This is a genomic window from Janibacter sp. YB324 (assembly GCF_014217915.1).
GTDB lineage: Bacteria > Actinomycetota > Actinomycetes > Actinomycetales > Dermatophilaceae > Janibacter > Janibacter indicus.
In genome coordinates this window covers 1246020-1267432 of the sequence record NZ_CP060120.1, presented here as the reverse complement: position 1 = coordinate 1267432, position 21413 = coordinate 1246020, and the positions used below count along the sequence as shown (strand labels likewise).

Genomic DNA, 21413 nt, shown 5'->3' with positions numbered 1-21413 from the left:
CGCATCGGCACGGGTCCTCCCCGGCCGATGCCCTCACTGTGGCGGGCATGCTGGTAAGAATCGGTCATGAAACGCATCCTGACCACGGTGATCGGCACGGCTCTGGCGCTCTCCGGGTGTTCGTCCGGAGCCGATGACGACACCACTGACCCTGCTCCCTCCACCTCGTCGGAGACGACGGCGCGCGCGGTGGACGCCACGACGTCAGCCAAGGAGCTGCAGGATGCGGTGCCCACCGTGACCAAGGTCGTGACGATCACCGAGGACAACGACCCCAACAACCTCTTGGGTCGCCCCCACGGCTACGAGTCCGCTGCAGTGCTCTACGACAAAGCGGGCACCTGTGACGCGCCGAGCTCCGACTGCGGAGCCGTGATCGAGACCTTCGCCGACGAGAGTGCCGCCAAAGCACGAGGCGAGTACATCCAAGGGCTGCTGCGTGAGAGCCCGGTCTTGGGGTCCGAGTGGGACTACGTCAAGGGGACTTCCCTGCTCCGAGTCAGCGGCACGCTCAAGCCGTCGGCCAACGAGGCGTACGCCAAGGCCTTCGGCGGCGAAGAGGTCACCGCACCCCAGTGACCCTTGCTGGAAGCGCCCCGTCGCTTCCCGCGTCGTTGTCGGCGCCCTCTCCTACATTGGCCCAAAGAGCAGTCGTCGGGGAGGACGGTCAGCATGCGGGGAATTCCGGGCACACCACACGTCGTCGGATCGGCGGACGAAGCACGACAGCTGGGGCAGCTGATCAACGACCCCCAGCGCCGCCATCCCTTGGTGGTCATCACCACGGGCAAGGACGGCCGGTCGGGCTTCGACGCCGAGGAGATCGCCTATTCGCTGCGCATCCACGCGGACGTCTGGGCCGTAGAGGACCGGTGGACATGGACCCTCAACCGGGAGCTCGGCAGCGAATCGACCTACGGCGACGCGGCTGGCGTGTACCCGCCCAAGGGCCAAGGGCGCCTGTCCCGGGAGCTCATCACCGCGGACATGGGGGCCGAGTCGGTGGTGTCCGCCACCCGGGCCGCCGCTCCGGGACATGCTCAGCGCGCTCAACGCGTCGCTCGCTCAGCCACTCCGGAGCGCCCCGCGAGCAGCACTGGCCTGCACGTCGTGGAGACCGCCGACCACGTCGACCTCCTCGCCCACCACCTGCTCGACCCCGCGCGCGACCGACCCGTCGCCGTCATCACGACCCCCTCGAATCGCGCCGAGCCGTGGATCGACGCCCGCGCCATCGTCGAGGCGGTCGGACCTGAGGCAGAAGTCCACCTGATCAGGACCGGCCCCCGGACCTTCCAGCTCACCTCGCACCTCAACCGGATGGCCGGGGTGTACGGCGGCGCTGGCAGGGTCTACGACGTCGGACAGGAGTGGCTGAGCGACCCGTGGCGATCCCCCCTTCGATTTGCCTACGACTCGGCCGAAGGGAGTCGAGCCGGCGAGGAAATCGTCAGCGACCTCATCGGTGCTCTCGCGCGATCGGGCCACCTCACAACGCAGTCCAATGCATCCAAGAGACACGTCTCGGGTCACGTGGTCGGCGTCGTTCCGCCGTCGCGAGCGCTCGTCCACCTCGACGACGGTGGAATGGCAACGGTCTGGGCTGAACTCACGGCGCCGGAGACGGGAGCCGAGGCGCTCCTCGTGCGGGACATGCGCGTCACCGGCCTGCTCGACCCAGAATCCAGGCGCGTCGACATCTCCGCCATGCTGCAGTCGGCCGACGACGTGGCCGCCAGCCTGGCACCAGGCGCCGTGGTGCTGGCCCGAGTCGGCGCCGTCCGTCGTGACTCGGTGACCGTCGTGCCTTTTCCCGGCGTTCAGGCGAACATTCCGGCGGACCTCGTCACCGGCAACGACCTCGACGACCTCACCGAACTGATGAGTCCCGGTGAGGTGGTGACGGCCCGTTTCACGGGAGCCGACTCCGCGGCGGAGTGGAGTCTGTCCCTCATCGACGTGGACGACGACGAGACGCCTGCCGTCATCACCTTGCTGCCCTCCGGGCCCGCCTGGCTCAGCCCGGCCGTCGACGAGCCGGTGGTGCCCACCCGAGCCGATGCAGCAGACGACGGTGTCGAACCCCAGCGGCTGCGTGCAGAGCTCGACAAGGCAGAGCAGCGGCTCGCCGAGCTGCGGGCCGAGTCGGCGACAACCAGCACACTGGCCCGCCGTGTCGCAGAGCTCGAGGCGGAGCTCCGCTCTCGGGACCTCGAGGTCGACACCCTCCACCGGGAGGTCCGCGACGGCGCGCGGGAGATCGACAAGCTCACCCGGCAGATCGAACACGAACGCGCGGCCAAACGACGGGCCGTGCAGAAGTCGAACAAGAGCAAAGCGGCGCCATCTGCGGTGGTCCACGGGTTCACAGACCCGGAGGACAACATGCGTTGGGCCATCCAACGCGCCTGGGTCGAGCACACCTTGCCGAGCGACAAGGCCGACTGGCCCCTGCCGGAGAACTACGGGATCGGTCCCGACTTCTGCAGGTCGGTCGCCGAGCTGCAGGGCGTCTCCCACGACCGCGTGCTCCGGGTCGTGGTGCAGGTGCTGGCAGGGCGCGAGGTCGCCGACGACCATCCGCTCCGTTCGTCCAAGGCCGGCGGCGCCGCGGCAGTGACGCGCGAGCGCGACGGCGTCACGTGGGTGTGCCGACGCGCCCCGCTCCAGCAGTCCAGCCCGTCTGCTCGGCGGCTGAGCTACTGGCGTGGCCCCAGCGGTCAGATCGAACTGTCGAGGGTGACGGTCCACGACGACCTGACCCCGTAAGGGACGACGTGTGAGTCCGAACATCTTCACGAAAATTGAGGCACAGACGTTCGATATCTCGTCCACCCAGTCGGTTGAATGCGTCAACGCGTAGAAACAATCGTGCGCAATATCCCGCCATCCAAATCATGGAATCCGGTCTGGTGCGACATTCACAGAAAGATCGCACCAGCCCCATTCCCCACGCCATAGATACGTGGGGGGCTTCAGGCCCGACTGGGGAGACCCTTCACCCCGTGGCGGCCAATGTGCCTCACCCTGCAGTCGCTCGAGTAATCCTTGCTGTACTCGAGGAAGGACACGCCCTCGGCGCGGGCGGTGGACGTCTCCCAGTACTCGTGGACCGCGATGTTGCGATCGAGCAGCATGCCGAGTGCGTCGTCCTCCGTGACGGCGAAGCCGAAGTCAGCGTCGACCTCCCCGCCCTCGACGACGACCCACGCCTCATCAACCGGGTCGGCCTCCGTGGGAGAACCCTCGACCTCGATGACCTCGTAGGACGCGGGCCACCCACGGAGGGTCCGCAACTCCTCGAAGGAGATCTCGAGCCACTGCGTGGAGTGCTCGTAGATGGATCGGTCCTCGAGACGACGCTCCTCCGCCCGGGCCAGGGCCGAGCTCTCGGTCAGATGGAATCCCTCCCCCTGGGCGACGTCGGAATCGGACAGAACAAGCCAGATGGAAGCCATGATGAGCCTTTCAGAGAAGTGGATGTGAGCCGCAATCCCCCTTGCTGCTCACGAGTACAATTCTAGCCATTTTGAGCCATTTCCCCTAACCGAAAAAACCCCTGTGCGGGGCCTACGGCGGCGCTGGAAATGATCGCCACACCGGAAGAACTCTGAGGAGCTCAGTTTGTCGCCTCGATGCGTGTTGGGCCCTGCGTTGTCGGAGGTCCCGTCTATATTGAGCGAATGACGTCAATGACTTCCGCCGGGTCCGTCGCCGGCGACGCAAGACGGCTTGCGACCGTGGTCGAGTGGGCACAGTTCTCTCAGGGAGCGACGACGTGGCGTGGGGTCGAGGCGATCCTCGACGCACCTGCACCACCCGAGGTCGTCGACGCGCTCGAATCGCTGCGTCGCACCGCACTTCCCGAGGTCGCGATGACCGCGCCGATCGACCTGTTGACGCAGTGGCGCACCACCCTCGACGAGCGCGAGAGCGACATCCTCACGCACCGCCTCCTGCGTCTGGGCGCCGGGCGCGCGACCCTGGACCAGCTCGGTCAGATGCACGGCCTCACTCGCGAGCGCGTGCGGCAGCTCGAGTCCCGCCTGCTCCAGCGCCTGCGCGAGACCTTGGAGGACGACGCCTACCGTCCTGTGCGGTGGGCACTGTTCCAGCTCGAGCGCGGTCTGGGCGCCTTCGCGCCCGACTCCGAGGTGCCGCTCGATGCTGACGAGACGGTGAGCGCCGACACCTTCCGCCTCCTGCTGCACGCTGGCGGCTTCGTCCACGACGGTGAGGCTGGTGTCGTGCGCCGAAGCGATTTCCGCCTGCCGAAGGCTTCCGACCTGCCGCTGGTCGAGGACGGCCCGCTCGTCGACGAGCAGGCTCTGCACGAACAGCTGACCGCGGCAGGGGTCGCGGCACCTCACCTCCCCTTCGCGGTGGATCGCATCGACGGCACCCGACGTCTCGACAGATCTCTGGTCCTCTGGCCGCGCAACATCGCGAGCAAGGGCGTGGCTGTCCTCGCGGTGAGGAACCGGCCCATGACTCCCGACGAGATCGCGGACGCGATCGCCGAGGACTTCAACCGTCGCGGCTTCCGCGACCGGATCTTCAACGAACCGCGCGCCATGAGATCGAGCCGGCACCACGTGGCCCTCAGGGTCTGGGGCCTCCCGGAGTACGGCGGCATCGTGCCCGCCATGGTCGAGCGTCTCGCGGACGGACCCATGGTGCTGACCGAGCTCGCAGAGGAACTCGCGACGGCCTTCACCGTCTCGCCTGCCTCGGTGTCGATGTACAGCGTGGCCCCGATCTTCCGCACGCAGAACGGCATGATCCAGCTGCGCCCCAAGGACGACCCCTTCGTGCCGGTCACCAACCCGTCCAAGGTCGCTGGCCTCTACCGGCGCAACACCGACCAGCTGGTCTGGCACGTGCGCACCGATCGCGACATCCTGCGGGGCAGCGGGCGCTCCATCCCGACGGAGATCGCTGTCTTCCTCGGGAGCGCGCCCCCGTCCACGATCCAGCTCACTCACGCGGGCAAAGCGATCACCGTCTCCTGGACGGAGACGAGCAACACCGGCCCCGCGATCGGGTCGCTGCGCGAGCTGGCCGCGGCGGTCGGCGCCGAGGACGGACAGCTCCTTCGGCTCGTCTTCGACCGCACCGACCGCACCATCCGCGCCCATGTGGTCGACGAGGAGCCGTCGGGCAGCCTGGCCGAGGTCCTCGCCGAGCTGACGGGCCTGGACACCGGCAGTCTCACGTCGCGGGCCTCAGTGGCTGAGAACATCGGAGCTGCCGGGGCCGACGCCCCGACTCTGCTCACCGCTCGGGGCGACACCTCCGTGGCGGAGCTGGTCGCCCAGCTCCCGGAGTCAGCGAGCTGAGCTCCGCACCTAAGAGCTCGACACACTCCGCCAAAGCCATGTCCGCCATACTGCCGACATGGTTGGCATGGCTCCCGTGACGTTGACCCGCCGACTGGACGCCGCTGAAACCGACGACGCGGTCTACCTGCTGCAGCGCTATTACGCCGGACTCATCGTTGGGGACTGCACCGGGTTCGAAGGGGGTCACTGGGACACCTTCGATCCGAGCGGCACCCGCGCGTCCTCCCCGGACGAGTTCACCGCCGACGACCTGCTCTCCGCATCACTGTTGTCGGCCGACATCCCGCCTCGGGCCGTGGTGCGCATCTTGCGGGACTCAGACTTGAGGTCGAAGCTCACCACGGGACTGCGGCATCTCAACGACGACCGTGACCTTGCGAGCCTCACGCACGATGAGATCCGCCGTCTCGAGCAGACGAGCGCGCTCTCGGGAGTGCTCCGCAAGATCGGAGGGCTCGGACCGACTCGCACCAGCAAGCTCATCGCTCGGAAGCGACCCCGGCTCATCCCCATATACGACAGTGTGGTGGGCGGGGCCGTGTACGGCAGCACCACGCGCGAGTACTGGACGCGGCTGCATGGGGCTCTCACGGCCGACGACCACGCACTGCACAGGCACTTGGTGTCGCTGCGCAAACAGGGCCGGCCTCCAGCAGTGGGTCAGCCCCCTTCGGGTTTTCGACGTCATCGCCTGGCTGGACGCAAGCGGCAAGGGCGATGAGCTCCTGATGCTGCGTGACGGAACTGCGTGAATGGTCGCCAGCCTCGGCTTCAGGCTCGCGTGAACCCGGCGTCCCAAGATGGCTCGCTGTCAGAGGTCGTCGCCATGCTCTGCACCCATGGAATTCGGAGACGCAGCCATCGGTCACGTCATCGCCCGACTGCTCGACGAGCCCGGCGCCGTCGCTGATCGCGATCGAACCATCCCGACGCTGCTGACCGGGATCGACGACCTCCTCGCGGGCGGTCTCCGCACCGGGCAGACCACCGTCGTCGCCTCTCGCCCGGGCGACGGGTCATCGACGTTCGCCTTGGGACTGGCCAGAGCAGCCGCACTCCACCAACGCATTTCGACTCTGCTCCTCACACCTGACGCCCCGGAGTCCGAGGTGGTCATGCGGCTCATCTCCGCCGAGACCCACATCCCGCTGCAGCGCCTGCGCAGTCGACACCTCGACGACACCGAGGCTCGTCGCCTGCAGGAGCGCCGCAGCCATCTCGAGTCGGCTCCACTGTCCATCCAGGCGGGCAGACCCTCAGCCGGCACGCTCATCGACACCGTCGGAGCCATGACCTTCGAAGAGGACGTGCGCCTCGTGATCGTCGACGGACTCACCAGCATCGGGACCGACCTCCGCAGGGCCGTCACCCAGATGTGCGCATGGGCCCGTGAGGATCACTACGCACTCGTCCTCGTCGGCGGCGTCCTCCCCTCGCAGAGTGGTGCCGACGGGCCGCCCACGCTCGATGACCTGCGTGACCACGACTCCATCGCAGACATCGTCGACACGGTCATCATGATCGAGCAGGCCGCCCCGCCCGAGGCGGTGGTCCACGTCGTCAAGCACCGTTATGGACCCACCGGGACCATCCGTGTCGCTCACACGGCGCACACGTCCTCGTTCAGCAACTTGCCCCCATCATGGGCGGCGAGCACCACGGCCACGAGCCCGACTCACGGCACATGTCGGTGAGATGATCCGCGAGTGACCAGCATCGAAGCCGTCCAACAGCTCGCGCGCGCAGCCCACGCAGACCAGCGCGACAAGCAGGGGCGCGACTACGTCGAGCACCACCTGGCGCCCATCGCCGAGCACCTGCGAGAGCACGGTGAGCACGCGGTGATGGCCGGGTGGCTGCACGACGTCGTCGAGGACACACCGACGACCTTGACCGACCTCCTCGAGCACGGCATCCCACCCGAGGTCGTCCGGGCCGTCGACGCCGTCACCCGCCGCGAGAGCGAGTCCTACGACGACCTCATCACCAGGGCTGCCGCCGACCCGCTCGGCCGCGTGGTCAAGATCGCCGACAACGAGACCAACATGTCCGCCAACGCCGCTTTCGCGCAGACTGATCCGCGGCTGGCCGAGCGCCTCCGGAAGAAGTACCAGCGGGCCCGCACCCAGCTCGACCGTCACCCCAGCGCCCTCTTCGTCGTGCACGGTCGCATCGAGAGCCTCACGCACGATGTCGCGATCATCCCCACTGATGCGGCCGTCCGCGTCGAGGACACCTGGGATCGGCTCGCTCCCTCCGGCGTGGCTGCCCCTCGGACCCTCACCGACGGATGGGCCCGATGGGGCGACTCCCCCGCCTGGCTCGTCGACGTCACGGCCCGCGATTTCACGACCGTCCTCCACAGCCTGCGCGCCGCACTCCACGACATCGCCGAGCAGCAGCCGTGGCGGACCGACCCGACCACCGGGGTCTACGGCTCCGCGGTGCCACTCGGCGGCCGCCCACTCCCCCTCGTCGCACTGCCGGTCCTCGGCATCGGCCGGGGCGGCCGGCAGGCCGAGCGGGGCACTGTCCTCGACGTGCTCGTCCCTGCCCTGCTCGCAAAGCTGCAGGTCCTCCCCTTCGACATCGCGCTCGTCACCCCGGACCCGGCGGTCCATGCCGCGGCCCAGCACGCGCGACGCACGCACCTGCCGGCGCTGGCCGACGACGACCCGGCCAGGCAGCTCGTCGACGCCGTCAAGAGCGGTGACATGGCCCTCTTCCTGGGCGCCGGCGTGAGCATCCCGGCAGGGCTACCGACGTGGCGAGATCTCGTGGACGAGCTCGCGCGCACGCTCGAGCCCGCGGACCAGGACCTGCTCGAGGACATGGACATCACCGACAAGGCGCAGCTCATCGAGCGACTGCAGCCAGACGGCTTCCAGGAGCGCGTCGCCGAGATCACCCGCAGAGCGACGCGCCCCTCGCTCGTCCACACGCTGCTCGCCGGACTCGACGTCGCCAACGTCGTGACGACTAACTACGACGAGCTCTTCGAGCAGGCGATGGCGGCGGCCGGTCACCGAGCCGACGTCGTCCTGCCACACCAGTCGGCACGAGGGCAGCAGCGGTGGGTGCTCAAGATGCACGGCGACGTGCGGCACACCTCTGGCATCGTCCTCACCCGCCGTCACATGGTCATGTACGACGCGGGCAACCGGCCGAGTGCCGCGCTGCTGCAGTCGCTGCTGCTCACCAAGCACCTCGTCGTCGTCGGCGCGTCCATGACCGACCCCAATGTCGTGCGCCTCACCCACGAGGTCGACGAGTACCGCAGGACCCACGGGCAACAGCCCCTCGACGCCTACGGCACCGTCCTCGACGTCGGCCCAAGCAGCCCTGCGCAACAACGCCTATGGGAGGACCAGCTGACCTGGGTCGACCTCTCCGTCCTTGGAGTCGGCAGCGGCTCGCGCGCCCTGGAGATCTTGCTCGACCGGGTCGGCATGCACGCTTCTCGGGACTCGTCATGGCTGCTCGACCGACGCTTCAGCGGGCTGCTCGACGAAAGTCAGCGCGAGCTCGCCGACCGGGTCCGTGATCTCGCTGCCGACCTGCCCGATGATGCGATCTGGTCGGTGCTTCGAGACAGTCTGGCCAGCCTGGGGCTGACCTCTGCGAAGGTGGGGACACCCTCCTCAGACCGGTGAGACCGACTGGTCGCCCCATCGGTCAACGGCTCAGAAGCGTTGTCGGTGGTCACCGCTTGACTGTGCTCATGACCGACATGGTGATGAGGCCGGCGGAGCAGCCGGCCGGGGTGGGGGCTGGAGTGGCTTCGAGGCTGCGGCCGCGGGCGGCCTGGCACCTCAGCCACCGGGTGACGGACATCGACGCGGAGTTCTCCGCGCTCGAGGCACACCTCGCGGAGCTCGTCGCGGACCGCGAGGCACAGACCACCGAGGACACCACCCCGTGGGTCCTCGACCACCGCGACGACGAGTGGACGAGCTCCGGAGCGGTTGGCCAGTCCGCCTTCGGCCGGCGCGCCCACCGCACTCCCCTGCTGACCGCGGAGCAGGAGGTCGTCCTCGCCCGCAGCATCGAGGCCGGCGCCTTCGCGCAGCAGCGCCTCGACTCCGGTGTCGAGCTGCGCCGCACCGAGCGCCGTGGTCTCGAGCACGTCGTGCGCACCGCCGACGAAGCCCGCGAGCGGATGATCCTCGCCAACGTCCGGCTCGTCACGAGCATCGCGCGCAAGGCGCTGCCGCGCGTGGGTCACGGCATGCAGTTCGACGACGTCCAGCAGGCCGGCCTCATCGGCCTCATGCGCGCGGTCGACAAGTTTGACCACACGCTCGGCCACAAGTTCTCCACCTACGCCACGTGGTGGATCAAGCAGAGCATCAGCCGTGCCATCGACGATGAGGTCCGCGTGGTCCGCATCCCGGTCCACGCCCTCGAGTCCGCGCGTCGCGTCGACACCACGAGGCGAAGGGAGGGACTCACCTGGCAGGAGTCCCTCGCCGACCCCGGTCGGCTCGGTGTCGACGTCACCCGCGACGACGTCGCGAGGGCTCGCGCCCACCTGCGGCCGTGCCTGAGCCTCAACCAGGTCGGCACAGAGCTCGACGTCGTCGACGACGACCCGGGCCTCGACCCGATCGAGCAGTGCATCGACCGGCTCGACGACGAGGCCGACGTCCACGACCTGCTCGAGAGCCTGGTCGAGCTGCCTGGCCTCGGCACTCGCGCGGTCACCGTGCTGCAGCTGCGGCACGGGCTCACCGGCCAGCCGCCGATGACCCTCGACGAGATCGGCAAGCGCTTCGGCGTCACCCGCGAGCGGATCCGCCAGATCGAGAAGAAGGCGCTCGACGCCCTTCGGGAGCGCGTCGAGACACGTTGACCAACCAGTTGACCAACCTACCGTTGACGGTATGGAGGTCACGGTGCACGAGGCCAAGACCCACCTCTCGCGGCTGCCGCGGAGGGTCGAGGCCGGCGAGACGATCGTCATCCGGCGGGGCGCCCACCGGGTCGCGATCCTCAGCCCTGCGCCCGTGGTCACCGAGCAGCGCATGATCTGGGGCGACCTCGCCGGCTCCATGCGCGACGACGTCGACGCGCCCCTGGCCGACTTCGCCGACTACTCATGACGCGACATCTGCTCGACACCAATGTCGACGTCCGCCTGCTCCTCGGCGACCGCGACTCCATCTCGCCCGAGGCGATCGAACTCATCAGCGACCCGGGCAACGAACCACTGCTGAGCGCTGCCGCCGTGAGATCGCGATCAAGCGGTCCCTCGGCAAACTCAGCATCCACCCCAGCTGGCGCGAGGTGCTGACCGGGCTCGACCTCGTGGCGCTCCGATCACTGCCGAGCAACGCCGCCTGCGTGCAGGACCTCCCGTGGCACCACCGCGACCCCTTCGACAGGCTCCTCGTCGCACAGGCTCTCTGCGAGGAAGCGACCATCGTCACGAGCGACCCGCAGATCGACGCCTACGACGTCGCCACGCTCACGGCCTGACCACGGCGCGAGCACCCCCCCTTCGCCTCAGGAAGCGGACGAATGCCGCTCCGCCAGCCTCTTCAGCAGCCGCTCCTCCGCGTCCTCACCGGGCGCCACTCCCCCGGGCACCCGCACGAGGAAGACCAGGCGACGTGCCGTGGGAGTCCTTTCGTTGCTCCCTCCCTACCGTCTCGGTCCTGACGAAGGGCGTCAACCGCTCCCCGATAAACGAAGGTAGATGTCTACCTTGATATAACGGTAGATTGGCACCATGAGCCTGAAAATCAAGAACGAACGCGTCCACGAGCTGGCGCGTCAGGCTGCAGCGGCCACGGGCAAGAGCCAGACCGGGGCCATCGAGGAGGCGCTCACCCGACTGCTGGCCGACTACGACATCGACCCCGAGCAGCGACGACTCGCTGCGAAGATCGACCGGGTCCACACCATCGTGCGGGCCTACGTCGACACCCTTCCCAGCCGCGAGCACTCGGTCACCGCGGTGGACGACCTCTACGACGAGCAGACGGGACTGCCCCGATGATCGTCGATTCGTCCGCACTGATCGCGATCATCGAGGACGAGCCAGGGGCCGAGCCACTGGTGCGCGCCGCACTGACCTCTTCCTGTCGCATGTCCGTCGCCAGCCGGCTCGAGGTGTCGATCGTCGCCGACGCACGCTCGGCGGCCCACGGCGTCCGTCTCGACGAGCTCGTCGGCGAGCTCGAGATCACCCTCGAGCCGGTGACGGAGCAGCAGGGCGAGATTGCGCGTCGGGCCTACCAGCGGTTCGGCCGCGGCTCCGGCTCCCCCGCCCGGCTCAACTTCGGCGACTGCTTCGCCTACGCCCTAGCGGTGACGACGGGCGAGCCGTTGCTTTTCGTCGGCGACGACTTCGGCCACACCGACGTCATACCTGCGATCACGAGCACGAGCTGAGGCCGGCGATGTCGAGCTACGCAGGCGCCTGCGAGGTGTGCACCCCCGTGTGCATCCACGCCGCCCGCCACCCCAGCGTGCGTCAGGTGGCGGAGGCCGACTGGGTGCAGATCCGCCACTGCAGCCGGTGCGGCGCCTGGTGGGACATGCAGCCCGCCAACCGGCCCGCCGTCATCACGCGGTCCGAAGCCGCACGCCGGGTGCCCGACGCCGACGGCTGGACCGTCGTCGGCCCTCTGCTCGAGCCGCGTGACCCCGGCGCCCTCCTCGTCGACGTCCAGCGCGTCGACGCGCACCCGGGTGACCAGGTCGACCTGCACCGTCAGGTCGAGATCGCGGGCGACGCCACCCTGCACGACGTCGTCGTCACGGTGGTGGAGCCCTTCGTGTGGAGCGCGCCGCGCACGACCTGGCTGGTCCGCGGCCGGACCGAAGGGGGCGAGCTCCTGCCCCTTGCCGAGGTGGTCACCGCAGGCCCACCGGAGACGCACGGCACCCGGATGCTGGTGGCGGACAGACCAGCTCGTGAGTTCGCGGGCGGGTCCCGTCTGGAGATCTCCTGCCTGACGCCGCGGTGACGAGCGCCTACTTGCCCACGAAGACCGCCTTGGCCACCGGCGTCGCCACCGGCCAAGGTGTCCCGGTGCCTGTGGATCGTCGAGATGCGATCGCCGAGCGTCACGACCACCGCACACCGTCATAGGAGCCTGATCACGCTCGCCGCCCTGCTGTCGGCGGGGTGGGCGACCAACCACTTCGCTGCTCTGGTGCCCGTCCTCGAGGACTTCGCGCACATCTGGCAGACGCTCGTCGGCGTCTTCATCGGCCGGCTCGTCGTCGGCCTCGGCGTGGGCATGGTCGCGAGTGCCGGTACCGCGTGGGATGCGGACCAGGACGCGGCGAAGGGGGCGGCCCACGCCGGCGTCGTCCTCACCGGTGGATTCGCGATCGGTCCTGTGGTCACCGCACTCCTGACCACCGCACTACCGGGTCGGCCCCGAGATCGTCGCGGCCTACGCGATCCCCGTCCTGCTCACCGTCAGCTGCGTCGCGCTCATCGTGCTGCGGACGGATACCGAGACCGAGGATGTCGAAGTGCACGGCGACGAGGTGTGCAGGACGTCGAACGGCTCGCGCCGCGTGAGGCCCGCGGGCCGGTGACGGCCTCTTCTACGTCGTCGCCTACTCCGGCTTCGCCCTGCCCTTCGCGCTCAACACCTGTGCGGACCGCATCGGCTCGTCCGCCCCGCTGGTCGGGCTCGCGGTCCTGGCCGTGCTGACCGCGGTCGCTCGGCTGGTGGATGTCGTGCGGAGCGATCAGGCAGCAACAGCGTCGACCGACAGGTCCGCCTGACGGCCACGCCACCGTGGGCTCCGGTCACCTCGAGGACGTGAGGAACCCGCGCAGCGCCTTCGTCAGCACGGGCGAGACGAGGTAGACCATCGCCCCCACGATGAGGGCGACGTTGATCGCCGTGGCGAGCAGGAAGGGCAGGCCGAGGTCCTGCCAGATCGGGGCGACGAGCCACAGGACGATCGAGGCGAGCGGCCAGATGCCGAGCCACGTGACGACGGCCGTCTTCCACCTCGGCACCTGCGTCCCGCTCGGCACGTCCGGGCCGAGGAACCACTCGTCGATCGCGCGGAGCCGACGGTGCTCGGGCTGCGCCTCCGCATGCGGGCGCATACGGGCCAGGATCTCCCGTCGTTCGGCGGAGCCATCCCAGCGAGCCAAGTCGTCCTCGGACGCGAAGTGCACCACGACCTGGTGCTGGCCGCCCTCGGTCTCCGGCGGGATGAGGTCCGCACCGAGGAAGCCATGGTGCCGGCGCATCAGGCCGAACATCTCCCGGACGAGCTCCTCGTACTGCTCGGCGTGCCCGGGCAGCGCCCGCCGCCGGGCGATCCGGGTGACGGCCGACTGGTTCGCACCATCAGACACGGGAGATCTCGCTCTCTCCTCCTGGCGCGGCCGCTACCGCGCCGATCCTCCCGAGCCCACCACGGCCGGCGCCGCGGTGGGCGAGGCGTTCGCGGGCAGGGAACGGCAGGCGTGGCCCGGGCAACCAGGTCGCTCACGCCCGACGAGAGGAGCCCGGAGTCGTCGGCGCAGCCGTGACGTCTTGACCTACCGGTTCAGGTCGCAGGGAGTGCCCTCCAGCCGTACGGTGAGGTACCGACCCGACCCCAACGCCAAGGACTGCCATGGAGACCGACATCACCCTCGTGGTCGACGGCGAACGTCGCTCGCTCACGCTCGACACCCGCACGAGCCTGCTCGACGCGCTGCGTGAGCATCTCGGCGTCGCCTCGCCCAAGAAGGGCTGCGACCACGGCCAGTGCGGCGCCTGCACCGTCTTGCTCGACGGTCGCCGGGCAACGTCCTGCCTGACCTTCGCCGTCGCCCAGGACGGCGCGGAGGTGGTCACTGCCGCCGGCCTCGCCCAGGACGGGCTCCATCCGGTGCAGCAGGCCTTCGTCGACAACGACGCCTTCCAGTGCGGCTTCTGCACACCCGGCCAGGTGTGCTCCGCGGTCGGGATGCTCGAGGAGCTCGAGGAGGGCAGCCCCAGCTATGTCACCGAGGACCTCACGAGCACCGCCTCCGCGGACGACGACGAGATCCGCGAGCGCATGAGCGGCAACCTCTGTCGCTGCGGGGCCTATGGCGGCATCCGCTCGGCCATCCGGGAGGTCTCGTCGTGAAGCCCTTCGACTACCGCCGCTCCGAGGACGTCGCGGGCGCGATCGCCCTCGCGACGTCCGGCCCGCAGGCGCGCTATCTCGCCGGCGGGACCAACCTCGTCGACCACATGCGTCTGGGCCTGGAGTCACCGCAGCTGCTCGTCGACGTCAGCCGGCTGCCGCTCGACGGCATCGAAGACCTCCCCGACGGTGGCCTGCGCATCGGGGCCACGGTGCGCAACAGCGACCTCGCGGCCGACCCCCGCGTCCGTGAGCGATACCCCGTCCTCTCTCGTGCCCTGCTCGCCGGCGCCTCGGGACAGCTGCGCAACCTCGCCACCACGGGCGGCAACCTGCTCCAGCGCACCCGCTGCCCGTACTTCCAGGACGTGACGACGCCGTGCAACAAGCGTGAGCCGGGCACCGGCTGCTCGGCGATCGGTGGCTACACCCGTGACCACGCCGTCGTCGGCGCCTCCGACGCGTGCGTCGCCGTCCACCCCTCCGACATGGCCGTCGCGATGCTCGCGCTCGACGCCATCGTTCGCGTCGAAGGACCGGACGGGCCTCGCGACATCCCCCTCGACGACTTCCACTGCCTGCCCGGCGCGCACCCCGAGCGGGACACTGTCCTCGCCGCCGGTGAGCTCATCACCGGCGTCGACGTGCCGGCCACCCCCTTCGCCCGGCGCTCGGAGTACCGCAAGGTGCGCGACAGGGCCTCCTACGCCTTCGCCCTCGTCTCGGTCGCCGCGGCCGTCCACGTGGAACGAAGGGAGGATCGCCGACGTGCGCATCGCCTGCGGCGGCATCGCCCACAAGCCGTGGCGAGCCCGCGCCGCTGAGGACGTGCTGCGCGGCCGGGCTCCGGACGCGGCGGCCTTCGCCGAGGCGGCCGAGGCGGAGCTCACCGACGCGACCCCGCTGCCCGACAACGGGTTCAAGATCCCGATGCTGCGCCGGACCATGGTCTCGGTCCTGCGCGACCTCACCGAGGAGGTCCGATGACCGACATGATCACGCCCCGCGCGATGGGCACTGACCGGGCCCGCCACGACGCCGTCGCCAAGGTCACCGGCACCGCGCCTTACGCCGCCGACCACGAGCAGGCCGAGCGGGTGCACCTGCACCCGGTGCAGGCCACCATCGCCCGCGGCCGCATCGCCAGCATCGACACCAGCGCCGCCGAGGCGCTGGACGGGGTGATCCTCACCCTGACGCACCTCGACGCCCCCCGGCTCGCGAGCTCCGACGACACCGAGATGCTCATCCTGCAGAGTGACGAGGTCGCCTTCCGCGGTCAGCTCATCGGTGCCGTCGTGGCGCGCACCAGCGAGACGGCCCGCGAGGCCGCCTCCCTCGTGAAGGTCACCTACGAGGAGCAGCCCGTCGACGCCACCCTGTCGGCCGAGCGCGACGACCTCTACGCACCCGACGAGGTCAACGCTGGCCACGAGACGGACACCGCGAGCGGTGACGTGGACGCTGCCTTCGAGGCGGCCGAGGTACGGCTCGAGCAGACGTACACGACGCCGATGGAGCACAACAACCCCATGGAGCCGCACACGACGGTGGCCCTGTGGCAGGAGGAGCACCTCACGCTGTGGGACTCCATCCAGGGCGCCCACACCGCGCGCTCCGCCCTCGCCCCCCTGCTCGGGCTCGAGCCGGAGCAGCTGCGGGTGCTCGCCCCCTTCGTCGGTGGTGGCTTCGGCTCCAAGGGCAAGCCGCACTCCCACGAGGTGCTCGCCGCGATGGCCGCCATGCGGCTGCCCGGCCTGTCGGTCTCCTTCTGCGTGACCCGCCAGCAGATGTTCACCCTCACGGGCTACCGGACCCCGACGATCTCCCGGGTGCGCCTCGGCAGCGACCGGCAGGGACGGCTGTCGGCGATCTCCCACGACGTCGTCGAGCAGAGCGCGCGACTGTACGAGTTCGCCGAGCAGACGGCCGCACCCACGCGCACGATGTACGCAGCGCCGCACCGCCGCACAACCCACCGGCTCGCGACGCTCGACGTGCCGGTCCCCTTCTGGATGCGCGCGCCCGGTGAGTGCCCGGGCATGCACGCTCTCGAGGTCGCGATGGATGAGCTGGCGATCGCCTGCGAGCTCGACCCGATCGAGCTGCGGGTGCGCAACGACACCGCGATCCACCCGGACACCGGCCTGCCCTTCACCCACCGCGACCTCGTCGGGTGCCTGCGCGAGGGAGCGCGGCGGTTCGGCTGGGCCGACCGCGACCCGCGACCGGGACGACGGGAGGGCGACTGGTTCGTCGGGACCGGCGTCGCCGCGTCGACCTACCCGGCACTGATGATGACGGGCAACGTGGCCCGCGTGACGTACGACGGCGATCGATACCGCGTGGAGATCGGGGCGACGGACATCGGCACCGGGACGTGGACCGCCCTCGCGCAGATCGCCGCCGACGCGCTCGAGTGCCCGGTCGAAGACGTCGATCTGCGGATCGGCGACAGCGACCTGCCCACGGGCAGCCTCGCCGGTGGCTCGACAGGTACCTCCTCCTGGGGCACGACCGTCGTCACCGCGGCGCGCGCCTTCCGCGAGGAGCACGGGCGCACGCCCGCCGCGGGGGCGACGACGCAGGCTAAGCAGCCGGAGAGCGATCTCACCGAACGCTTCGCGCCGCACTCCTTCGGGGCGCAGTTCGCCGAGGTGCGGGTGCACGCCGAGACCGGCGAGGTGCGGGTGCCGCGCATGCTCGGCGTCTTTTCCGTCGGGCGGATCATCAACCCGCGCACCGCGCACTCCCAGTTGACCGGCGCGATGGTCATGGGCCTGTCGATGGCACTGCACGAGCACAGCGTGCTCGACGAACGCTGGGCTCACGTCGTCAACCACGACCTCGCCGGCTATCACGTCGCCGCGCACGCGGACGTCGCCGACATCGAGGCGGTGTGGCTCGACGAGACCGACGAGCACATCAACCCGATGGGCTCGCGCGGCGTCGGCGAGATCGGCATCGTGGGTGCCTCGGCAGCGGTGGCCAATGCGACCTATCACGCCACCGGTATCCGGGTGCGCGAACTTCCGCTGACGCCCGACCTCTTCCTCAGGGGCGACCCTCAGCGCGTGGCACGGTAGGCGGACCGACACTCAATCGCTCTCCTCGTCGACGTCCAGCGGGTCGACGCCCACCCGGGCGACCAGATCGACCTGCACCGTCAGATCGAGCTCGCGGCCCGTCTGGATATCTCCTGCCTGTCACCGCGCTGACCCACGCCTACTTCCCCGCGAAGACCGCCTTGGCCACCGGGGTCTCCACCGGCTTGCCCTGGTTGCTGGAGCGCTGCACCGTCCAGGTCTCCTCGGCGTCGTCGAAGGTGTCGGCGATCTTTTCCTTGGTCAGCAGCTCGGAGTCGTCGGAGCAGCCGTACCAGCTGAACATGCCGTCCCAGTGCTGGGCCTGGTCGTGGGCGAGGACCCCGCACGTCGTGCCGTCGGCGAGCTCGACGTAGAGCGGGATGGCCTCGGCCTCGCGCTGGGTGACCTCCGATGGGTCGATCGGCTGGTGCGGGAAGTGGATCGCGATGCGGTCCTGGCCGTTGGCGGTGCACGTGGCCGTCTCGCCGCCCTCGTGGTCGAGGCAGGCCAGAGCTCTGCGGCGTCGTCGCCGCTGCTCTCGCTCTCGTTCGCCGTGGTGCTGGAGCTGGGCGTGCTGGAGCTCGGCTCGGCGTGCTGGACGGGACCGACGAGCTCGACGACGGCGCCTGCGCTGACGAGGTCTCGCTCTCGCCCCCTTCGGTCGTGCTCAATGAGCTCGTCTCCGTCACCGACGGCGGATCCGAGTCCTCCCGGACCCACAAGCGCCGACGCCGACGAGCAGCAGCGTGGCGGCACCGGACGTGATGGCGGTGCGGTACATGGTGATTCCCCCTTCGTCGCGACCCCTGTCGCGTCTCCGCCATGACACCGCGGCGAAGGGAGGTCCGCAACCGGCCAAGGTGTCCGAGGCACTGGAGGACGAGATCCGGCGCTACGCCGCTGCTCCACAGGGTGGGTCAAACCCTCCTGCCTGTGGATCGTCGAGATGCGATCGACGGGGATCTCGCTACCGTGGATGCAGTTCGGGGGCGGGCTCTGCCCCACACGCGACGAAGGGGAGAACCCGTGCAGTCCACGCGAAGTGCAGCGATCCTTGCTGCCGTGGCGATCCTGACCGGTGGCCTGGCGGCCTGCGGCGACAACAGCGAGCCGCAGGAGTCGACGACCACCGCCTCCCCGATCGACCGCAGCACCGACTCCACCTCGTCGTCGGAGTCGAGCTCTTCGTCGGGGTCCGAGACCTCGTTCCCATCGGGCGAAGGGAAGGTCGCCGAGCTGCCCGAGGAGGCCAAGGCCAAGACGAAGGAAGGCGCGATCGCCTTCAACGAGTTCTTTGAGATGCAGATGGGCGAGGCACTCAAGACGGGTGATACCGCAACAATTGAGGAGTTCTCTGCGAACTGCGCTCCCTGTGACGAATACGTTCGTCTGACAAAGGCCGATGCCGAAAAGGGCATTCACATGAACGTCAACCCCAACAAGGTGAGAGACGTCGCAGCGACGAAACGTCAGGACGGCGGCTACAGGGTAACGCTCACGGTGGATGCAAGTGAGTACCACGAAATCAAGGCTGACGGCTCGCCCGGCAGGACCGCCGAGGCTGTGACGTACAAGCTCGCGACTAACACGCAGTGGTCGGATGGCCACTGGGTCATCCGCAACACGGTTCGTGTGCAATGACGAAGAGAACGCGCTCCCTTCTTGTCGCCTCCGTATTGGCCACCCTGGTGGCCGGTGGCCCTCTACCGACTGGTTTCGCCGGCTCCATGGAGACAACGCCTAACCCCACCCCCACACCCACGACCGCAAGCGCAACTACCGAGCCAACGCCCGACGAGGGCACGATCACAAATCGAGGCATTGGAGCCCGCGCTTCAACCGGGAGCGACATCTCTGGGAACCAGGGAACCAGCGACAACCCGCCGCCCTCTGGAACGCCGAGTGGCCCTTCCAGCCCCAACGGGGGCAAGGGCGCGCCCAAGGTCAAGAACGCACCGAAGGACGTCAAGGTCCAGGTCAACAGCGAGCCGTGCTCCAACTTCGGGATCGAGCAGTGCTCCCAGGCCCGAGCCGCATGCGACAGCGCTGCCGGTGGCAGCAACTACCAGCCACCCACGATCACCTGGATCAAGGTCAATGACGGGCCCTGGACCTACAACGGCATGACCTGCGGTCCCCCGACGGTCATCAACCTTCCAGGTGGTGCCGGGTCGGTCCAGGTCCAGCCCCCGCCGGTGCCGACCATGGCCCAGATCCAGACCGCCTTCCGCGAGCTGCCCTTCAGCAAGCCCAGCGTCTCGGTCCAGCCCAAAGGCAACAAGACCCTCAAGGGCCTGAAGACCTTCTACGCGGCCACCTGGCCCGACGACTCCGGCCTCCAGCCCGGCGAGACGAGCAAGCCGGTCAAGCTGCTGTCCTGGACCATCGACTTCCGGGTCGCTGCGCAGGACTACCGCTACGACTTCGGCGACGGCACCACGTCGGGGTGGACGACCAGCACCGGCGGCACCTACCCCGACGGGGACGTCACCCACACCTACAAGAACACAGGCGACATGGACGTCAAGGTCGACGCCCGCCTCACCGGCCAGTACCGCGTCAACGGCGGCCAGTGGCAGGACATCGCCACCGTCGCCGACCTCCAGAACGAGCCCGTCGACACCCTCGAGGTCCTCGGCACCCGCACCCGCCTGACCTCCTGACCGGGCTGCCACCGAACCCGAAGTGAGCGGACACGGCGGAACAGCGACTGACCACGGCAACCGGATCTCGAGGCTTCGGCCGCGGACGGCCTCGCACCTCGATCAGCGTGTGGCGTCGGGAATTACTTGCTGCAACAACCAGTTGCACGGGTTATGCGCGCCTTCGGATTCTTGAGCTTCGGGCACTACGGGCACGGCAGCGGGCCGGGTGACCCCGACGCGGGTCAGGCCCTGCGCGACGCCGTCGAGATCGGGGTCGGGGCCGACGAGATCGGCGTCAACGGCGCCTACTTCCGCGTCCACCACTTCGCCCGGCAGGCCGCCGCGCCCATGCCGGTCCTGTCCGCGATCGCCGCCCGCACCCAGCACATCGAGGTCGGCACCGGCGTCATCGACATGCGCTACGAGACCCCGCTGCAGCTGGCCGAGGAGGCCGCCGCCCTCGACCTGATCTCCGAAGGGAGGGTCGCGCTCGGCGTGAGTCGGGGGTCACCGGAGCCGGCCCTGCGCGGGTGGGAAGCCTTCGGCCACACCGGCGCCCGCGACCCACGCGGTGCCGACATCGCCCGCGAGCACTTCGACACCTTCATGTCCGCGGTCCGCGGGGACAAGGTCGTCGACGCCGACCCGACGCAGGGTCCGGCCGGCCGGCTGCGGGTCGAGCCGCACTCCCCCGGCCTCGAGCGCCGCATCTGGTGGGGCGCCGGCAGCCGCGAGACGGCCGAGTGGACCGCCCGCCAGGGCGTCAACCTCATGAGCTCGACCCTGCTCACCGAGGCGACCGGCGCCTCCTTCGGCGAGCTGCAGCGCGAGCAGATCGACCTCTACCGCGCCGCGTGGCGCGAGGCCGGCCACGACTGGTCGCCGCGGGTGTCGGTCTCGCGCAGCATCTTCCCGATCGTCAGCGACCTCGACCGGCACTTCTTCGGCCTGCAGGGCCAGGGCAGCAGCGACCAGGTCGGCGTCATCGACGGCTTCCGCTCGACCTTCGGCAAGACCTACGCCGCCGAGCCCGACCAGCTCGTCGAGCAGCTCAAGGCCGACCCGGCCGTCGAGGCCGCCGACACCGTCATGCTCACCATCCCGAGCCAGCTCGGCGTCGACTACAACCTGCACATCCTCGACTCCTTCGCCCAGCACGTCGCCCCCGAGCTCGGGTGGCGCCGCAACAGCGACGGCCCCGTCGAGGCCCTCCCCGCCTGACCCCCTTCGGGTCTCGA

Annotated in this window: 23 protein-coding genes; 20 read left to right on the top strand and 3 right to left on the bottom strand. The window is 69.4% G+C overall.

Annotated elements, in window-relative coordinates; all coding sequences use genetic code 11:
* The first annotated feature begins 66 nt into the window (after positions 1 to 66).
* Together H7A72_RS06150 and H7A72_RS06145 are read left to right on the top strand one after the other, a co-directional pair.
* Complete coding sequence (locus H7A72_RS06150) at positions 67 to 579, top strand: hypothetical protein (RefSeq protein WP_185221983.1); 513 nt, start codon at positions 67 to 69, stop codon at positions 577 to 579.
* Between the two features lie 93 nt (positions 580 to 672).
* Positions 673 to 2769 (top strand): hypothetical protein, encoded by a 2097-nt coding sequence (locus H7A72_RS06145; protein WP_185221982.1) that lies wholly within the window; start codon positions 673 to 675, stop codon positions 2767 to 2769.
* Between the two features lie 206 nt (positions 2770 to 2975).
* Here the strand turns inward: H7A72_RS06145 and H7A72_RS06140 are convergent, their stop codons facing one another.
* Positions 2976 to 3458, bottom strand: coding sequence for a hypothetical protein (locus tag H7A72_RS06140; protein ID WP_185221981.1), 483 nt, complete (start codon positions 3456 to 3458; stop codon positions 2976 to 2978).
* 225 nt (positions 3459 to 3683) lie between these two features.
* Between H7A72_RS06140 and H7A72_RS06135 the strand changes: the two genes are divergently transcribed.
* The 10 genes from H7A72_RS06135 (at position 3684) to H7A72_RS06090 (ending at position 12316) form a co-directional block, all read left to right on the top strand.
* Positions 3684 to 5339, top strand: a complete 1656-nt coding sequence (locus H7A72_RS06135; RefSeq protein WP_185221980.1) for a sigma factor-like helix-turn-helix DNA-binding protein — start codon at positions 3684 to 3686, stop codon at positions 5337 to 5339.
* Positions 5340 to 5415: 76 nt separating this feature from the next.
* Positions 5416 to 6063 carry a DUF6308 family protein gene (locus tag H7A72_RS06130; protein ID WP_185221979.1) on the top strand — a complete coding sequence of 216 codons (648 nt, stop codon included), beginning with the start codon at positions 5416 to 5418 and terminating at the stop codon, positions 6061 to 6063.
* A gap of 118 nt (positions 6064 to 6181) precedes the next feature.
* Complete coding sequence (locus tag H7A72_RS06125; protein WP_185221978.1) at positions 6182 to 7036, top strand: DnaB-like helicase C-terminal domain-containing protein; 855 nt, start codon at positions 6182 to 6184, stop codon at positions 7034 to 7036.
* A 12-nt stretch (positions 7037 to 7048) separates the two neighbouring features.
* Positions 7049 to 8995 (top strand): SIR2 family protein, encoded by a 1947-nt coding sequence (locus tag H7A72_RS06120; RefSeq protein ID WP_185221977.1) that lies wholly within the window; start codon positions 7049 to 7051, stop codon positions 8993 to 8995.
* A gap of 68 nt (positions 8996 to 9063) precedes the next feature.
* Positions 9064 to 10194, top strand: a complete 1131-nt coding sequence (locus H7A72_RS06115) for an RNA polymerase sigma factor RpoD/SigA (protein WP_185221976.1) — start codon at positions 9064 to 9066, stop codon at positions 10192 to 10194.
* Between the two features lie 31 nt (positions 10195 to 10225).
* Positions 10226 to 10444 (top strand): type II toxin-antitoxin system Phd/YefM family antitoxin, encoded by a 219-nt coding sequence (locus H7A72_RS06110; RefSeq protein ID WP_185221975.1) that lies wholly within the window; start codon positions 10226 to 10228, stop codon positions 10442 to 10444.
* A 184-nt stretch (positions 10445 to 10628) separates the two neighbouring features.
* Complete coding sequence (locus tag H7A72_RS06105; RefSeq protein WP_185221974.1) at positions 10629 to 10820, top strand: hypothetical protein; 192 nt, start codon at positions 10629 to 10631, stop codon at positions 10818 to 10820.
* Between the two features lie 253 nt (positions 10821 to 11073).
* Positions 11074 to 11343 carry a type II toxin-antitoxin system VapB family antitoxin gene (locus H7A72_RS06100; RefSeq protein WP_185221973.1) on the top strand — a complete coding sequence of 90 codons (270 nt, stop codon included), beginning with the start codon at positions 11074 to 11076 and terminating at the stop codon, positions 11341 to 11343.
* The gene (locus H7A72_RS06095; RefSeq protein WP_185221972.1) at positions 11340 to 11738 is read left to right on the top strand and encodes a type II toxin-antitoxin system VapC family toxin; all 399 of its coding nucleotides are present in this window, start codon (positions 11340 to 11342) and stop codon (positions 11736 to 11738) included. Before H7A72_RS06100 ends, H7A72_RS06095 begins: the two co-directional genes overlap by 4 nt.
* 8 nt (positions 11739 to 11746) lie before the next feature.
* Positions 11747 to 12316, top strand: coding sequence for a hypothetical protein (locus H7A72_RS06090; RefSeq protein WP_185221971.1), 570 nt, complete (start codon positions 11747 to 11749; stop codon positions 12314 to 12316).
* A gap of 800 nt (positions 12317 to 13116) precedes the next feature.
* On the opposite strand, the gene H7A72_RS06085 is transcribed toward H7A72_RS06090, so the two are convergent.
* The gene (locus H7A72_RS06085) at positions 13117 to 13680 is read right to left on the bottom strand and encodes an antibiotic biosynthesis monooxygenase (protein ID WP_185221970.1); all 564 of its coding nucleotides are present in this window, start codon (positions 13678 to 13680) and stop codon (positions 13117 to 13119) included.
* Positions 13681 to 13943: 263 nt separating this feature from the next.
* Between H7A72_RS06085 and H7A72_RS06080 the strand changes: the two genes are divergently transcribed.
* The 4 genes from H7A72_RS06080 to H7A72_RS06070 are packed head-to-tail and all read left to right on the top strand — an operon-like array spanning position 13944 to position 17530.
* Entirely contained in the window at positions 13944 to 14444 is a 501-nt protein-coding gene (locus H7A72_RS06080; RefSeq protein ID WP_185221969.1) for a 2Fe-2S iron-sulfur cluster-binding protein, read from the top strand.
* Positions 14441 to 15268: a xanthine dehydrogenase family protein subunit M gene (locus tag H7A72_RS06075; protein WP_370543562.1), complete on the top strand. Its 828-nt coding sequence runs from the start codon at positions 14441 to 14443 to the stop codon at positions 15266 to 15268. The genes H7A72_RS06080 and H7A72_RS06075 overlap by 4 nt, the downstream gene beginning before the upstream one ends.
* A complete protein-coding gene (locus tag H7A72_RS17090; protein ID WP_370543561.1) occupies positions 15213 to 15431 on the top strand; it encodes a hypothetical protein in 219 nt (72 codons plus the stop codon). Before H7A72_RS06075 ends, H7A72_RS17090 begins: the two co-directional genes overlap by 56 nt.
* Positions 15428 to 17530, top strand: coding sequence for a xanthine dehydrogenase family protein molybdopterin-binding subunit (locus H7A72_RS06070; RefSeq protein ID WP_185221968.1), 2103 nt, complete (start codon positions 15428 to 15430; stop codon positions 17528 to 17530). Before H7A72_RS17090 ends, H7A72_RS06070 begins: the two co-directional genes overlap by 4 nt.
* 139 nt (positions 17531 to 17669) lie before the next feature.
* Here H7A72_RS06070 and H7A72_RS06065 read toward each other — a convergent pair whose 3' ends face one another.
* Positions 17670 to 17834: a hypothetical protein gene (locus tag H7A72_RS06065; RefSeq protein WP_185221967.1), complete on the bottom strand. Its 165-nt coding sequence runs from the start codon at positions 17832 to 17834 to the stop codon at positions 17670 to 17672.
* A gap of 287 nt (positions 17835 to 18121) precedes the next feature.
* Here H7A72_RS06065 and H7A72_RS06060 point away from each other — a divergent pair, with 287 nt between their 5' ends.
* From H7A72_RS06060 to H7A72_RS06045, 4 genes are all read left to right on the top strand, one after another.
* On the top strand, positions 18122 to 18295 hold the full coding sequence (locus H7A72_RS06060; RefSeq protein WP_185221966.1) for a hypothetical protein: 174 nt from the start codon (positions 18122 to 18124) through the stop codon (positions 18293 to 18295).
* Positions 18296 to 18592: 297 nt separating this feature from the next.
* A complete protein-coding gene (locus H7A72_RS06055; protein WP_185221965.1) occupies positions 18593 to 19171 on the top strand; it encodes a DUF6318 family protein in 579 nt (192 codons plus the stop codon).
* A 563-nt stretch (positions 19172 to 19734) separates the two neighbouring features.
* Entirely contained in the window at positions 19735 to 20193 is a 459-nt protein-coding gene (locus H7A72_RS06050; protein ID WP_185221964.1) for a hypothetical protein, read from the top strand.
* Between the two features lie 153 nt (positions 20194 to 20346).
* On the top strand, positions 20347 to 21396 hold the full coding sequence (locus tag H7A72_RS06045) for an LLM class flavin-dependent oxidoreductase (RefSeq protein WP_185221963.1): 1050 nt from the start codon (positions 20347 to 20349) through the stop codon (positions 21394 to 21396).
* Positions 21397 to 21413 lie beyond the last annotated feature (17 nt).